The following is a 15,956-nucleotide window of genomic DNA, read 5'->3' on the forward strand; positions in this document are numbered from 1 at the left end:
ACCAACAAATATTTATTAAAACTTAACAATCACTGCATTTATCAAATAATTCTCATCGTAAGCATCAGGATTAGTACATATTAAATTAATAGTCTATTTTTGATTTAGACAGGAAATCCACAAAAAACAACATTTATTCAACATCGAATCTAAAGGGTAAAATATAAAAAAGCCCTTTAAAGGGCTTTTTTATATAAAAACAATTAAGCTGTTAGACTCTTCACTGCTTCTACAACTGCATCACTGGTAATACCAAAATGCTTAAACAAGTCTTTCGCTGGGGCAGATTCGCCATACGTTGTCATACCAATGACTTTACCGTCTAAACCAACAAACTTCCACCAGTAATCGACGTGAGCAGCTTCTACAGCAACACGAGCACGAATCTGTGAAGGCAATACTGACTCACGATATGCTGCATCTTGTTTCATAAACTCTTCAGCACACGGCATCGATACCACACGTACACCTTCAAGCTGTACATAAGCATCCATTGCCACTGAAATTTCAGATCCAGTCGCGATAATAATTGCTTTTAACTCACCCTTTTCTTGAGCCAAAACATAACCACCTTTTGCAGCATCCTGAATTTGAGCTTCAGAACGTGATTGGAATGGCAAATTCTGACGAGACAAGATCAGCGCTGTTGGACCATCTTTACGCTCAAGCGCAGATTTCCATGCAATCGCTGTTTCTACCGTATCGGCTGGACGCCATGTGTTGAGGTTTGGCGTACCACGCAATGAAGCAATCTGTTCAATGGGTTGATGCGTTGGGCCATCTTCGCCTAAACCAATTGAATCATGCGTATATACGTGAATTACACGCTGTTTCATTAAGGCAGACATACGTACTGCATTACGCGCATATTCCATAAACATTAAGAAAGTCGCAACGTAAGGAATAAAACCGCCATGCAATGCAACACCATTGGCGATGGCAGTCATACCAAACTCACGTACACCGTAGTACACATAGTTACCCGCTGGATTATCCTGTACGCCTTCACACCCTTTCCAAAGTGTTAGGTTGGAACCAGCAAGATCTGCCGAACCACCAAGCAATTCTGGTAATAAAGGACCAAATGCCTGTAAAGTATTTTGGCTTGCTTTACGCGTTGCAATTGTTTCAGCTTTTGCATTGGTTTCAGCAATAAAGGCATCTGCTTGCGCAAGAAATTCTGCAGGCAAGTCGCCTTGAACACGGCGGAGTAATTCTGCTGCTTCTGACGGATACTTCGCTTGATACTGAGCAAATACATCATTCCATGCAGACTCTGCAGCTTGCCCCTTATCTTTTGCATTCCAAGCAGAATAAACATCTTTTGGAATAACAAATGCTTCTTCTTCCCAGCCTAGTGCTTCACGAGTAAGTTTGATTTCATCTGTACCCAATGGAGCACCATGACAATCTTCTTTACCCTGTTTGTTTGGCGAACCTAAACCGATAATCGTCTTACAAATAATGATCGTTGGCTGAGCAGTTTGTGCTTTTGCTTCAACAGTCGCCTGACGAATCGCATCTGTGTCATGACCATCTACACGCAGAACTTGCCAGCCATATGCTTTAAAACGTTGTTCAGTGTCATCACTGAACCAGCCTTCAACTTCGCCATCAATTGAAATGCCATTATCATCATAATAAGCAATCAACTTACCTAGACCTAACGTACCTGCCAGTGAACATACTTCGTGAGAAATACCTTCCATCAAGCAACCATCGCCCAGGAAACAGTAAGTATAATGATCAACGACTTTCAAATCATCTTTATTAAATTGAGCTGCCAAGGTTCTTTCTGCCAAAGCAAAACCTATAGCATTTGCGATCCCTTGACCCAATGGACCTGTTGTTGTTTCAATACCTGGCGCATAACCTAGCTCTGGATGACCTGGTGTTTTTGAATGCAGCTGACGGAACTGCTTAAGGTCTTCAATGGAAAGATCATAACCACTTAAATGAAGTAATGCATAATGCAGCATTGAACCATGACCATTAGAAAGCACAAAACGGTCACGATTCGCCCATTGTGGATTTGTTGGATTGTGATTTAGAAATTCACGCCAAACCACATCAGCAATATCTGCCATCCCCATTGGAGCACCAGGATGCCCTGAGTTTGCTTGTTGCACAGCATCCATAGCCAATACACGAATTGCGTTTGCAATACGACGTTCGTTTAAAGGGGTCGTCATAGATCAGTATCCAAATTAAAGCTGATTAGGAAGAAGAAAATGAATCAGAATTCAAACAGCGTCTATTGTCTTAAAAAAAGTGTGATGGGTAAAGCCTAGAGTTACGATTAGTGTTTGTTTTTTTGAATTCGGTAACAAGATGATTAAAAATTAACTGATCAGCGACGTTAAATTTGGTCGTCCAACGGTTTATCTCTACTTCTAATTTGCTAGTCTTAGACTTACTCATACTCAATAGATGAAAATAATTCACTTTTAAGATCAAAGGCGTGAGTTTAAATCACCTCAACTCAATATTTATTTTTAGTGATGAATCATTCAAACACAATCATTTTCACATAAATTTCATGTTGAATAGAATATCTTGCTTTACAAGACTTAAGTGCAAGATTAAGCGTTATGAGTTCTATTGATATCAATTAAAATTTATATGAATTGAAATAAATTCATGGATTTTAGTCAGCTTAAGCTAGTCCTAGCGTCTAAGTCGATGTAACATATTCCGTCTTTTGAATTAACTGTAATAGGACTTTCATGCGCGAGTACGCTGTTTTTACTTCGGAATCTGTAAGCGAAGGTCATCCCGATAAAATGGCAGATCAAATTAGTGACGCTATTTTGGATGCAATCTTAAAAGAAGACCCATATGCACGGGTTGCTTGTGAAACACTCGTAAAAACAGGTGCTGTGGTTCTAGCGGGTGAAATTACTACAACGGCCAATGTCGATTTTGAAGCAATTGTACGCCAAACCGTCAATGGTATTGGCTACCATCATTCAGATCTTGGATTTGATGGTTCAACCTGTGCCATTATCAACATGATTGGTAAGCAATCTCCAGAAATTGCTCAAGGTGTAGATCGTCAGAAACCTGAAGATCAAGGCGCTGGTGACCAAGGCTTAATGTTTGGTTATGCAAGTCGTGAAACTGATGTGCTTATGCCTGCACCAATTTCATACGCTCACCGCCTTATGGAACGTCAAGCTGAACTTCGTCGCTCAGGTGCTTTACCTTGGTTACGTCCAGATGCTAAAAGCCAGGTTACCTTTGCTTATGAAAATGGTATGCCTGTACGTTTGGATGCAGTTGTACTCTCCACTCAACACGATCCAGAAATTTCTCAGGCACAGTTAAAAGAAGCTGTGATTGAAGAAATTGTGAAACCTGTTATTCCAAGCGAAATGTTTCATGCGGGTACTAAGTTTCATATCAACCCAACTGGTATGTTTGTGATTGGCGGCCCTGTAGGTGACTGCGGTCTCACTGGTCGTAAAATCATTGTAGATACTTATGGTGGTATGGCGCGTCACGGTGGTGGGGCTTTTTCAGGTAAAGATCCTTCTAAAGTTGATCGCTCTGCTGCTTATGCTGGCCGTTATGTTGCGAAAAATATTGTTGCTGCTGGCTTGGCCGATAAATGTGAAATTCAGGTCAGTTATGCCATTGGTGTTGCTGAACCGACATCCATCTCGATTAATACCTTTAACACAGCAAAAGTAGATGAAGAATTAATCATCGCCTTGGTTCGTGAGCATTTCGATTTACGTCCATATGGTATTACCCGTATGCTTGATTTGCTTCAACCGATGTATAAGCAGACCGCTGCTTACGGCCATTTTGGTCGTGAAGGTTCAGATACTGCCTTTACTTGGGAAAAGACCGATAAGGTCGAAGTTCTTAAAGACGCTGCAGGTCTGTAAGATTAAATTCAAAAAAGTCCGATTTATCGGACTTTTTTATTTACATATAATTTAGTTAGCACAGCCTCTAGTTTTAATTATTCGATTTTGTGGTTTTATCATGATTGAATATATCTAATATTACATGCTGACTAGGCGTATCATCTTGAGCCTCAACGTAAAAGTGTAAAGTTTTGACAACCATGACTACGGCTAAACAACCGACCAAACAAAAAATCCACCATCCATATGGACTACGTATATGCTGAGAGCCGCAATAAGGACATTCTTTGTCCGTTGATTCAACCACCTTTTCACAGCAAGCACAACGATATTGATACAGCATAGGTATTCTCCCTACTTATTTGCTGATTTGTTTTTTTAATTTCGTCTGCATCTGGATCATCTCGATCCATCTAGTTTTATATTATGTTAAGCGGTTCAACAATTCAACGGTAAAAGTCTACATTTGTGCCTCTGTAACATTTCTGTTCTGGTATCATGTTTTGATCAAAATGTAGAGAAATCTTAGCTAAATTGCTAAAATTATTGTTTCTGAAATAAAGTGGATGGCACGCACATGACAAAAATCATCAGTAAAGGTGGATTTCGCGAACGTGCAAATCGTAGTCGTGGTTATAAACAATCAGAAAACCAACAAACTCAATTAACACCAAATAAATATCAACCATCTGAAAAACCATCTACAAATATAGATATTCAGCAATATCAAGCATTAACAGTAAATACAAAATAGTTGATGTATCTTTATTCCATTAATTTTTTGACTTTCAAATAATTAAAAAAAGCTGAATGATACAAATCATTCAGCTCATAACAAGCAAAGATTGATTACTATTTATCTTTGTGCTCAATCTGTTTTTGATCGGGTTTAACTTCGCGAGCTTCACCATCAATCACATTAGAGTCGTTGTATGGTGAAGCACCTTGTTGATTTTGCATGTTCTGCATTTGACGCATCAAGTCTTCAAATGGATTTTGACCAGCATTTCCACCAACGTCACCGCCCATCATGCCACCCATCATTTTATTCATCATGGCTTGTTGACGTTTAGCCAGCGTTTTCATAAGTGCGTTGCGAAATAGTGTCTGAACACCTGGAATCAAAATTAATAATGCCAAAATGTCTGAAACAACCCCAGGTAACATCAATAAAAAACCGGCCATTGCGACAGCAAGTTTTTTAGTGACAGCAGGATCATTCCCCATTTGCCCAGACATTTGCATCTGTTGTAATTGAGGCATGATACTGGATGTACTTGAACGAAGCATACTCAAGCCGATGAAAAAAGCAATAATGAACCAGAAAAATACATACCAGCCACTAATGAACTGAGCAATCCCAATCCAAACAGCAATCTCCAGAATCGCACCAAAAACAACAATAAGAAGTAAATTCATTTGAAACTTTGTCTATCTCAAAAATTAAAGGTTTTACGCAGTATCAAGACCGACTCAAATAGAATCAAGCTTTTTTCATACGCTTATGTAAAAATATGGGCAATATTTTATTTTTAAAGTCTTTTATGCCATTAATTATTGGAATTGATCCAGGTTCACGTTTAACAGGTTATGGAATCATTGAAAAAAATGGTAATGAGCTGCGTTTTATCGATGCAGGCACAATTCGTACTGAAAGTCAGGACATGCCAGAACGATTAAAACGAATTTTTGCTGGTGTGGAACGAATTGTTAAATTTCATGGCCCAACACAAGCCGCGGTGGAACAAGTCTTTATGGCACAAAACCCCGACTCTGCACTTAAGCTAGGCCAAGCCAGAGGTGCTGCAATTGCAGCTTTGGTCAATCTGGATCTGGAAGTAGCCGAATATACAGCAAGACAAATTAAACAATCGGTTGTGGGTTATGGTGCAGCCGACAAAGAACAGGTGCAGATGATGGTAATGCGTATATTAAATTTAACGATTAAACCACAATCCGATGCCGCAGATGCACTTGCAGCCGCCATTTGTCATGCACACGCTTCTGGCAGTATGAGTAAAATGGCTGTTTTAAATGCTTTAGGTGGTATGGCACGTGGACGAAGCCGATCCAGTACCCGTCGTCGCTAATCATTTTATGGGTGATTCACCACATGATAAATCGCTTTGGCCATATCATAGGCCTGAATCCCTCGTTGCCCATTCTGAGCAAGTAAATCACCCGCTTGCGCATGTAAGGTTACAACATCAGACAAACAAATTTGATCATCAAACTGTGCTTTCAGGCTAGCAATCATGCCTGCAAGCACGTCTCCCATTCCACCCGTCCCCATTCCCGCATTTCCAGCAGTACAAATCATGATTTTATCGTGAAATAAACTTAAACTTCCTGCGCCTTTGAGTACCCACGCACCATTGTAACGTTGCTGTAGCTGCCTAATTGCAGTAAAACGATCTTGTTCAATCTGCGCCACACTGATATCCAATAGTCGTGCTGCTTCCCCAGCATGCGGAGTCATATAAAAATTTTGGCCCAGCTTAATGGACTGATCACTTAAAAACCAAAGTGCATCTGCATCTAATACCACATGTAATTTTTGCTGTTGATGTAATTGTTGAAACCAGACATCGAATGTTTGCTTCGCCCATTGATCTCGTCCTAAGCCCATTCCAAAACAGACTGCATCAATTTCTTTAAGTATCTGTTCAATCTCTTGTGCATCAATCTGATTAATATCTTTGATCATGATATTAGGAGCACGTGCCAGAATCGCACTATGATGTAAAGCATCGCAAATCACGGTGACCTTCCCTGCACCTGCATGAAAAGCCGCCTCTGCAGCCATAATCACAGCTCCTCCCATATTTTTATGACCACCCACAACCAATACATGTCCGTAAGTGCCTTTGTGTCCAAAAGATTGTCTGATGGGAAGCTTCACTTGCTGAGTACTTAAATAAGCAAATGCTTGCAACATATTATCTTTAGGAATGAGTGAAATAAGCTCTAATTGGCCTACGTACTCTGTCGCCTGACCCGTAAATAACCCTATTTTTTCTGCGAGAATGGTATAAGTTACATCTACCTTGATAGCGACAGGTAAACTGGCACCCGTATTGGCATTTAAGCCACTCGGAAGATCAACAGCAACTTTAAAACCTGATAAACGATTAAAATGATGAACAATAGATTGCCAGTTTTGATCCAACTCACGATTTAAACCGATTCCAAACAAAGCATCAATATGACAATCATAGTCATTATTTACATCGAAATGGTTTGAAATAGGCAGCTGATTGGCATGGGCATCTGCCACAGCCTGTTTTAAATCTGTCGACTGTCCAGCAGGCATTGTAAATATCGAAATATTGTATCCTAAGCTTTTAAGATAAATCGCAATATAATAACCATCCCCAGCATTCTTTCCTGAGCCACACCAGACTGCAATTTTTTTAATGCTTAGACTATTTTTTAAAATATGATGATGTAATTTTTGAGAAATCGCCCATGCTGCCTGCTGCATTAAACCAAGTGAAGAATTTTGTTGCTCGAACCAACGCTGCTCCCATGCTTGAATTTGTGTGCTGTGATAAACTGGCAACTGCATTTGATTCCCTCAATAATTTATTCGTTTATGTCTTTTTATCAGTCCAAGCCACATGACAACATTCCTGTTCAACAATACGATTCTTTAGAACTGAAACAATGGATTAAAGAACAGGCACTGTCGCTCGGCTTTTCTGATTGTGTCATTGCCAAGCCAGATGCTCAAGATCAAATGCCGCGTTTTCAAGAATATTTAAAGCGCGGGTATCATGCGGATATGCATTATCTGGAAGAAAATTTAGATAAACGCGCTAACCCCAAGCTGCTTGTTCCTGGCACACAAAGTATTATTTGTGTGAGGATGAACTATCTGGTTGAATCTCCAAAGCCCAGATACATACCCGAACAACCTAATAGCGCCATTATTGCTCGTTACGCAAGAGGACGAGATTATCATAAGGTGATGCGTGGGCGATTAAAAACGTTGGCGAGTAAAATTCGTGAAAAAGTTGGAGAGTTTGAATCGCGACCTTTTGCCGATTCTGCGCCTATTTTTGAAAAATCTTTAGCAGAAAGTGCAGGTATGGGTTGGACAGGTAAACACACCCTGCTCATTCATAAAAAGTCAGGCTCTTTTTTTGTATTGGGTGAATTATTTACTTCTCTAGAGCTCCCTTTTGATCAACCCGCAACCGCGCATTGTGGCTCATGTAGTGCTTGTATTGATATCTGTCCAACCCAAGCAATTGTTGAGCCGTATATGCTTGATGCACGCAAGTGCATTGCTTACCTAACAATTGAATATAAAGGGATTATCCCAGAAGAGTTGCGCGAGGGAATTGGAAATCGCATTTTTGGCTGCGATGACTGTCAGCTCATTTGTCCCTGGAATAGTTTTGCTAAAATAGCGACTATTCCAGATTTTAATCCACGCCATGGACTTGATAACATTTCTCTTTTGGAGATCTGGAGATGGGATGAGGCTACATTCTTGGCAAACACAGAAGGTAGCCCGATTCGACGCACAGGTTTTCAATCATTTAAACGCAATATCGCAATTGGTTTAGGAAATGCACCTTATTCCATCGATATTATCGAAGCACTTGAAAAAGCACGCGATCAACATGATGAAATCGTGCAAGTTCATATCGATTGGGCAATTCAACAACAATTAAATAAACAATTGCTATGATATTAAAAAATGATGTTTTTTGCCCTTCGGCTTTGGCACGTTTTCTGTATGATTGTGCATTAGTAAATGCAATCATCATGGACTATGACAATGACATTACGTAATGATTGGACTCGTGACGAAATCCAAGCACTCTACGATCAACCTTTTTTAGATTTGGTATTTCAGGCACAACAAGTGCATCGTGAGCATTTTTCTGCCAACACGATTCAAGTAAGTACGTTATTATCAATCAAGACAGGAAAATGCCCTGAAGATTGTAAATATTGTTCTCAATCTGCACATTATGATTCCAAATTAGAAGCAGAAAAGCGTATTGCTGTAGATAAAGTAATTTCTGAAGCAAAAGCTGCAAAAGATTCAGGTTCATCTCGCTTCTGTATGGGTGCAGCGTGGCGTAACCCTCATGAACGCGATATGCCTTATGTGTTGGAAATGGTACGAGAAGTAAAAGCGTTAGGCTTGGAAACATGTATGACACTGGGTATGCTGAATCAATCACAAGCCGAGCGTTTAAGTGATGCTGGATTGGATTATTACAATCATAATTTAGATACTTCACGTGAATATTACAATAACATTATTAGTACTCGTACTTTTGATGATCGTTTAAATACGCTAGATCATGTCCGCAGCGCAGGCATGAAAGTATGTAGTGGTGGTATTGTGGGCTTGGGTGAACAGAAACAAGACCGAATTGGTTTGTTACATGAGCTTGCTACGCTTCCAATTCATCCTGAGTCTGTACCAATCAATATGTTGGTTCCAATTGAAGGCACCCCATTGGCTGACGTAGAAAAACTAGATGTAACTGAGTGGATTCGCACAATTGCAGTTGCACGTATTATCATGCCGTATAGCTATATTCGCCTTTCTGCTGGCCGTGAATCTTTGAGCGATTCAGATCAAGCGCTTGCTTTTATGGCTGGTGCTAACTCATTATTCTCTGGCGATAAGTTACTGACGACACCAAATGCAGGTGAAGGTAAAGATCAGGTCTTGTTTGCAAAATTAGGCCTTGTTGCAGAAAAACCAAAAGTATCTGTGCGCGCTATGGCTGTCGATGCAATGTCAGCTTAAGTTCAGACGATAAAATAGCCCTCAAATAATTTGAGGGCTGTTTTATATCGATGTCACTAAATTTCCATATTTTGCAGTTAAATACATCCCTTCTCGAATCAGATCTTCACCTAATGCGTGACATACCCGTAGTTGGCCTGTTGATGTATCGTAATGAAATGAATCAAAAATATCCTGATGTTTTAGAAGCGACAAAATAGTTTGAGCAAAGTCTTCTTGGACAATATGGTGGTTTAGATCAGATAACGCCTTCATTTCTCAACACTCCTACAAATTTCAACTAATAATTATATAACTTTAAGTAATAAGTTTTATAAAAATTAAATTTTATTATTATACCTTCTTTATATTTTAAAATTATTACATTTAATAATTTTTAAGTATTTATATCCCATTAAAAAATTATCCAATTTTATTGATATTAATTTAATTTTAAGATTATAGTTATTACATATCATAAACTTAATTATTTTTTATCAAAAAGTCACATACTCTTTAGAAAATGTGATTTATTTTACTTTTTATACTTAAGGGGACTAAAAAATGAATGCATTAGATATTATAGTATTAGCTATATTTTTCTCAATGTGTATTTTAGCTATAATTTTTCTTATTCTTGCCATATTTTGTACAAGTAAGCTTTTCTTTTTTATTATATTTTTCTTACTTGTATTTTGTCTTTTTTTATTTAAAAAAGAATTTTACCGGACTTTTTTAATATTTAAAAAAGATAAAGATAAATAAAAATTCATATTCTTTTACACTTTAATAAATTAGATAAATATTTACCAATCAAACAACTCCAAAATAAAATAATTTGGATATTTATTATAATAATAAATATCCATTAATTTTTTTTAATTATAAAATTCTTATTTTATAAAATTTAATCAATTAATAAAATCTTATTGAGAATGATGAATTTATTAGGAAATAAGCAGACAATTATTTATTTTTAATCTATCAAGCTACTGACCTATACAAATGATCTGCCTATATCTACTCTCAATAAGAGAGATAGTTAGATTTTTTAGATTTAAAGCAAAGTTAATTAATTTTAAATCATTTAAAATCATATGTTTATTTTGCCTTTAGCGTGAATAATCATCAATTGTTTTTATGAGCTTTAATAGATATTGCAATGTAAAAAAATATTATGTAGAATCGGCATCAAGTTAAAGTATTGTATTAATTATACTTAACTTTAAAGGGCCTATAGCTCAGTTGGTTAGAGCAGCGGACTCATAATCCGTTGGTCCCGTGTTCAAGTCACGGTGGGCCCACCATACAAAACATCCACTTAGGTGTACTAATCCTAAGTGGTTTTTTTATGTTTGAAATTTTTGTAATCAATATCTAGTAACTTTAATTTTTATATTAAGATAGCTTGCATGATGAAATACATTTATCCCACATAGTACAAATAAAAAGAGAATTTGTTTAGTGTGATTTATTAGGACTTCCATTCAAATAAAGAAAAGTAACAAATCTATTAAATCCACTAAAACACATTACCCATCTATCCTATCTAATACCTATAACTACCTACATAGCTATATCTAGACTCAACAAACATAGTAGATAGTTATTATGTATAAATTTATAATTATATTATTAATTGGGAAAAATCGAACTGAAATATGATGAGAAAAATAGTTTAATAGAATATATATAATTATCAAAACAATCTAAATCATGTAAAAATTCAATCCTACATTTCTTGCTTATTTTTAACATTTTATTTATTAAGAATACATTCAAAACTAGCAAATGAAAAATTGGTTTAATACTGATCTATCAATCCAGAAGATTAGCTAATAATATAAAATCAATATACACCCACCAATCAAGATACCCTTTTACTACTATTTCCAGAAAAATAATCATTAATTTAAAACCAAATAAATATAAATTTAAACTATATAATTTTTTGGAAATTGTATACATATATGCACAAAAAATTCCTTATTCAAATCTTCTCTCTCAACTCCGACTAATCTTAAAATCTATATTTTTCTAGATTAATAATTAATATAATTGAATATAAGTATAGTAGAACAGCACACCAACTGATAAAGAGAATAATAATAATTATCATGTACTTGTGTTTCTAATTTTTACAAATCTTAAATCATTTATCCTATTCATCTGTAATTAATTTTTATAAAAATATCAAATAAGGAATGAGCGGTAGATTTAATCAGTTTTAGTTTAAAAAAATTAATGTGCCAGATTTATAACGTAACCCTAATTAAATAAGTTGAGGAACCTACCCATGTCAAATGTAGAATTTACAGATATTGCAACATTAAGAAAGAGAGCACGTCAGCACGTTGAAGAAGGTGCTGTAACAGAAGGTTATCAAGCAGATCGAGAAAAAATTCTTAACCTTTTAAATGAAGCACTTGCAACCGAGCTCATTTGTGTTTTGCGTTATAAACGCCACTACTTTATGGCTCAAGGTATTAAAGCCTCTGTGGCTGCAGCTGAATTTCTTGAACATGCAAATCAGGAAGCAACGCATGCAGACAACATTGCCGAACGAATCGTTCAATTAGGAGGTGAACCGAACTTTAATCCTAGAGGTTTAGAAGAACGATCACATGCAGAATATGTAGAAGGTCACACACTTAAAGAAATGGTTACCGAAGATTTGGTTGCTGAGCGTATTGCAATCGACTCTTATCGAGAAATTATTCAATACATTGGTGACAAAGACCCTACAACCCGCAGAATACTCGAAGATATCCTTGCTCAAGAGGAAGAACATGCAGATGATATGGCAGATATTTTAAGTGATCTATAAAATTATCTTTTAACAGCTTAATGACTTGATCCAATTAATAATACACATACCATTCAGACTGAAACTATTGAATTCAATACAATTTTTCAGTCTTGTTTGGTAATATTATCTGACGAACAAAAACATATTACTGTCTTACAAAATAAAAAGTCGAATGAGAAAGAAATTTTCGACTTACATTTAACTTAGAATTATATTTTAGTTTTATCTTGAATATAAATTGTAAATAAAGATAATAAGAATCACTTTTAATTTCTTTCTTTTTCGGGTAAACCATGCGTAAGCACCCACTCTCCACTTCTATTTCATTAATCTTATTTTTTGGAATTTCTACTTCGGTTTGGGCTGCGGAAGAAGAAAAAAATATAGAGAATCAAACCTCCAATGTTTTACCTGTAATTTCTCTAAAGGCAGAATCAAATCAACAAAAATATGCTGCAACGCAAGCACGTTCAGCACTCAAGTCGGATGCACCATTATTTAAAACACCACAATCTGTCAGTGTAATTACAAAAGAGCAACTCGATCAAAAGCAAGCGACCACGCTTTCACAAGCCATCAATGGTGTTGCTGGGGTAAGTGCTGGCTATTTAGGGCGCAGAGGATGGGACGATTTTATTATCCGTGGCCAAAACTCGTCTGATCAAGTCTATATCGATGGTCTCAGACAAAGCCAATCACCTGCAGATGGTGTTGCGGTTGATTTGTCTGGTATGGATCAAGTTCAGGTCATTAAGGGACCAGCCTCTGTCAATTTTGGATTGGTACAGCCAGGTGGCATGGTCAATTTAGTCACCAAACGCCCGCAAGCCGAGAATTTTGCAAATGCCGCTCTCACCTACGGAAGCTATAACTTCAAGCAAGCGACGTTTGATCTGAATTATGCTCCAAAGCAAACTGAAAAAGGCGCATTTAGACTGACAGGCCGTATTTCCGATCAAGACGATCCAACCGACTACGTATATTTTAAAAATTTTTATATCTCGCCTTCTTACAATTTCGATTTAGGCGATAAAGCTGAACTCTCGGTCATCGCCAGCTATCAACATCGAGAATATTTACGTCAGCAAGGCTTACCTGTCATTGGTACCTTAAAATCCAATCCAAATGGCGCAATAGATCGAAGCTTATATTTGGGTGAACCAACTTTTGGTGGCTACGAGGCTGATGTTTACCGTACTGGCTGGAATTATAAATACAAGTTTGATAATGGCTGGACATTCAACCAAAATGCCGCAGTTCAGCAACTAAAATCGACTGGTCGAGTCGTCTTTACGCAAACTGGAACCAATTTCTGGGTAGGCACAACACCAGCCTACACTACACTCAGTCGTACTAATAATGGTCGCTACCAGAGTCACGACACACTGACCTACTCATTAGACAATAGCTTCCAGCGTGCATTTAATTTTTTGGGTATGCAGCATGATCTGAGCATTGGTGTCGATGCCATGCAATCAAAAGATGATTATGTTAATGATCGTTATACTACTGGCAGTCTCAATATTTACAATCCCGTCTATGGGCAAGCAGTCAAATATGTAGCGGCCAACAGTACCGAAGATATTAACCGTTTACGCTATAGCGGTTTGTATGTCCGTGATCGTATTAACCTGACCGATCAACTGGTGCTTAGCCTTGCAGGACGTCAGGACTGGGCCGAGGTTTCAACGCAAAATGTTTCAAAATCAGGCATTGCAGCTAAAGGATTGACTGACCAAAACTCATACAACAAATTTACTGGAAATGTTGGCCTACTTTATAGCATTAATGATGTAATCGCCCCTTATGCCAGTTATGCAACCTCATTTCTTCCAAATACCCGTAGTGATGTCAATGGTAACATTCTCGCACCTGAAACAGGCCAACAAACAGAAATCGGAGTTAAACTGCAAAGTCCGAATCAGTTGATTCAGGGTAGCCTGGCCTTATACGATTTACGTCGTCAAAACGTTGCGGTCAGTGATCCAAATAATACTTCTGCATATGTACTTAATGGCGAGCAATTAACTCGAGGCATAGAAGCAGAGTTGAGTGCCACCCTCATTGAACATATGCGCGTAACGGCAAGTTTTAGTCATATGTTTGATTCTAAAATTACCAAAGATTCGGTTGCAAGCAATGTGGGTGTAGCACTGGATAATGTGCCTCAAAATAGCTACAGCCTGTCATCGCGCTATTATTTGACTGATTTAACATCGGGATGGTTTGTCGGTGCTGGCATTCGTGGTGAGAGTTCGAAATCGTATAAAGGGCTTGATGTACACACGCCATCTTACTTACTTTACGATGCCGAAGCTGGGTATGATGCGACACGTTGGGGCGCACAATTGTCGATTAAAAACCTGTTTGATAAAGATTACTACGCAGGTTTACTCAATGCCAATATGGTAACTCTCGGTGATCCACGTCAAATTAATTTCACCGTAAAGTTTAAATATTAATCTAATAATTTAAAACTGGCGCAATCATTTGCGCCAGTTTTCCTTTATCTTAAGAGTATTAAAAATAATATTCTAACGTTGCTGTTGATTCGGATTTTTCTGTTGCTGATCCTGATATTGCTAACGCTGTTGATCAGACTACTGATTCTTTTATTGATTTTGCTTATTCATAACTTTTTATATCGCGTATATATAACCCAACCTAAGTTTGTGTAAATCAATTCACTAGTACGCATCTATAAGTCCAGATTTCATTTATTATATATTTCCTCTTCTTGTTATCCATAGTGCCATACATTCAATTCACCTTATACCTTTTAAATGCATGCAACGTTAAAAGCCTTGTCTTTTCAATCAAGCTATTTAGAATATTGCGATCTTTTTAGATCTCACGTTTATGAAAAAACAAATTGCAAAATCCATTTTTAAACTTTCTGGATGGACCTACCATATTGAACCCAATATTGTTGAAAATAAGCAAGTCATCATCGGATTTGAGCATACCTCCAATCTCGATGCGGTCCTTTCAATTGCATTGTTTGAAATTCTAGATTTAAAAATTCATACACTCATTAAAAAAGAACTTTTCAAAGGCCCTTTAAAACCTTTACTTCAAAAGCTTGGTGGAATTCCTGTAGATCGTGCGTCTAAATCTGACATCGTTTCTCAGATGGTTCGATTATTCGATCAAAATGAGAGCTTCAATTTAGTCATTGCACCTGAAGCAACACGTGCAAAAGATGGCACTCAAAGAAAACCAATACGTACTGGATTTTGGCATATCGCAGCTGCGGCTAACGTACCTATTGTGCTTATGTATGCAAATGCAAAGACCAAACAAGGTGGAATCCTTGGAAAAATTCAACCGAACAATCTTGATGAAGATCTGAAAACTATTCAGAAACTATATAAAGAAAAAGTAGGCTTAGATATTTGTATCGGATAAATCGCTAATTGCTGAACGATATTTAAAATTTAATTTTATTATCCCGAGCGGCGCTATTCGATTATTTTCTTAACCACTTGCTACTTTCTACAAAAAAAGAGCTTGT

At 37.2% G+C, this 15,956-nt stretch carries 13 protein-coding genes and 1 tRNA gene; 9 read left to right on the forward strand and 5 right to left on the reverse strand.

Annotation, left to right across the window (positions count from 1 at the left end; genetic code table 11):
- Positions 1-203: 203 nt before the first annotated feature.
- Positions 204-2,192 (reverse strand): transketolase, encoded by a 1,989-nt coding sequence (gene tkt, locus F952_RS11125; RefSeq protein ID WP_004927438.1) that lies wholly within the window; start codon positions 2,190-2,192, stop codon positions 204-206.
- 534 nt (positions 2,193-2,726) lie between these two features.
- Here tkt and metK point away from each other — a divergent pair.
- Positions 2,727-3,893 (forward strand): methionine adenosyltransferase, encoded by a 1,167-nt coding sequence (gene metK / locus F952_RS11130; RefSeq protein ID WP_004927441.1) that lies wholly within the window; start codon positions 2,727-2,729, stop codon positions 3,891-3,893.
- Between the two features lie 73 nt (positions 3,894-3,966).
- On the opposite strand, the gene F952_RS16730 is transcribed toward metK, so the two are convergent.
- A complete protein-coding gene (locus F952_RS16730; RefSeq protein WP_004927444.1) occupies positions 3,967-4,218 on the reverse strand; it encodes a hypothetical protein in 252 nt (83 codons plus the stop codon).
- Between the two features lie 234 nt (positions 4,219-4,452).
- Between F952_RS16730 and F952_RS16950 the strand changes: the two genes are divergently transcribed.
- On the forward strand, positions 4,453-4,629 hold the full coding sequence (locus F952_RS16950; protein ID WP_004927447.1) for a hypothetical protein: 177 nt from the start codon (positions 4,453-4,455) through the stop codon (positions 4,627-4,629).
- A 98-nt stretch (positions 4,630-4,727) separates the two neighbouring features.
- Here the strand turns inward: F952_RS16950 and F952_RS11135 are convergent, their stop codons facing one another.
- Positions 4,728-5,294, reverse strand: coding sequence for an FxsA family protein (locus F952_RS11135; RefSeq protein ID WP_004927452.1), 567 nt, complete (start codon positions 5,292-5,294; stop codon positions 4,728-4,730).
- Between the two features lie 125 nt (positions 5,295-5,419).
- On the opposite strand from F952_RS11135, the gene ruvC reads away from it, so the two are divergent.
- Positions 5,420-5,965: a crossover junction endodeoxyribonuclease RuvC gene (ruvC, locus tag F952_RS11140; protein WP_026056842.1), complete on the forward strand. Its 546-nt coding sequence runs from the start codon at positions 5,420-5,422 to the stop codon at positions 5,963-5,965.
- Between the two features lie 5 nt (positions 5,966-5,970).
- Here the strand turns inward: ruvC and F952_RS11145 are convergent, their stop codons facing one another.
- Entirely contained in the window at positions 5,971-7,443 is a 1,473-nt protein-coding gene (locus tag F952_RS11145; RefSeq protein ID WP_004927457.1) for a bifunctional ADP-dependent NAD(P)H-hydrate dehydratase/NAD(P)H-hydrate epimerase, read from the reverse strand.
- A gap of 27 nt (positions 7,444-7,470) precedes the next feature.
- On the opposite strand from F952_RS11145, the gene queG reads away from it, so the two are divergent.
- Both queG and bioB read left to right on the forward strand, forming a co-directional pair.
- Complete coding sequence (gene queG, locus F952_RS11150) at positions 7,471-8,574, forward strand: tRNA epoxyqueuosine(34) reductase QueG (protein ID WP_004927460.1); 1,104 nt, start codon at positions 7,471-7,473, stop codon at positions 8,572-8,574.
- 90 nt (positions 8,575-8,664) lie between these two features.
- On the forward strand, positions 8,665-9,654 hold the full coding sequence (bioB, locus tag F952_RS11155) for a biotin synthase BioB (RefSeq protein WP_004927463.1): 990 nt from the start codon (positions 8,665-8,667) through the stop codon (positions 9,652-9,654).
- A 42-nt stretch (positions 9,655-9,696) separates the two neighbouring features.
- Here the strand turns inward: bioB and F952_RS11160 are convergent, their stop codons facing one another.
- Complete coding sequence (locus F952_RS11160) at positions 9,697-9,909, reverse strand: hypothetical protein (RefSeq protein WP_004927467.1); 213 nt, start codon at positions 9,907-9,909, stop codon at positions 9,697-9,699.
- Between the two features lie 954 nt (positions 9,910-10,863).
- Between F952_RS11160 and F952_RS11170 the strand changes: the two genes are divergently transcribed.
- From F952_RS11170 to F952_RS11185, 4 genes are all read left to right on the forward strand, one after another.
- Positions 10,864-10,940, forward strand: a tRNA-Ile gene (locus tag F952_RS11170).
- Between the two features lie 989 nt (positions 10,941-11,929).
- Complete coding sequence (locus F952_RS11175) at positions 11,930-12,460, forward strand: ferritin-like domain-containing protein (protein ID WP_004927470.1); 531 nt, start codon at positions 11,930-11,932, stop codon at positions 12,458-12,460.
- Between the two features lie 275 nt (positions 12,461-12,735).
- Positions 12,736-14,904: a TonB-dependent siderophore receptor gene (locus F952_RS11180; RefSeq protein ID WP_004927472.1), complete on the forward strand. Its 2,169-nt coding sequence runs from the start codon at positions 12,736-12,738 to the stop codon at positions 14,902-14,904.
- A gap of 397 nt (positions 14,905-15,301) precedes the next feature.
- Positions 15,302-15,850 (forward strand): 1-acyl-sn-glycerol-3-phosphate acyltransferase, encoded by a 549-nt coding sequence (locus F952_RS11185; protein WP_004927474.1) that lies wholly within the window; start codon positions 15,302-15,304, stop codon positions 15,848-15,850.
- Positions 15,851-15,956: the final 106 nt, after the last annotated feature.

The organism is Acinetobacter baylyi DSM 14961 = CIP 107474 (assembly GCF_000368685.1).
GTDB lineage: Bacteria > Pseudomonadota > Gammaproteobacteria > Pseudomonadales > Moraxellaceae > Acinetobacter > Acinetobacter baylyi.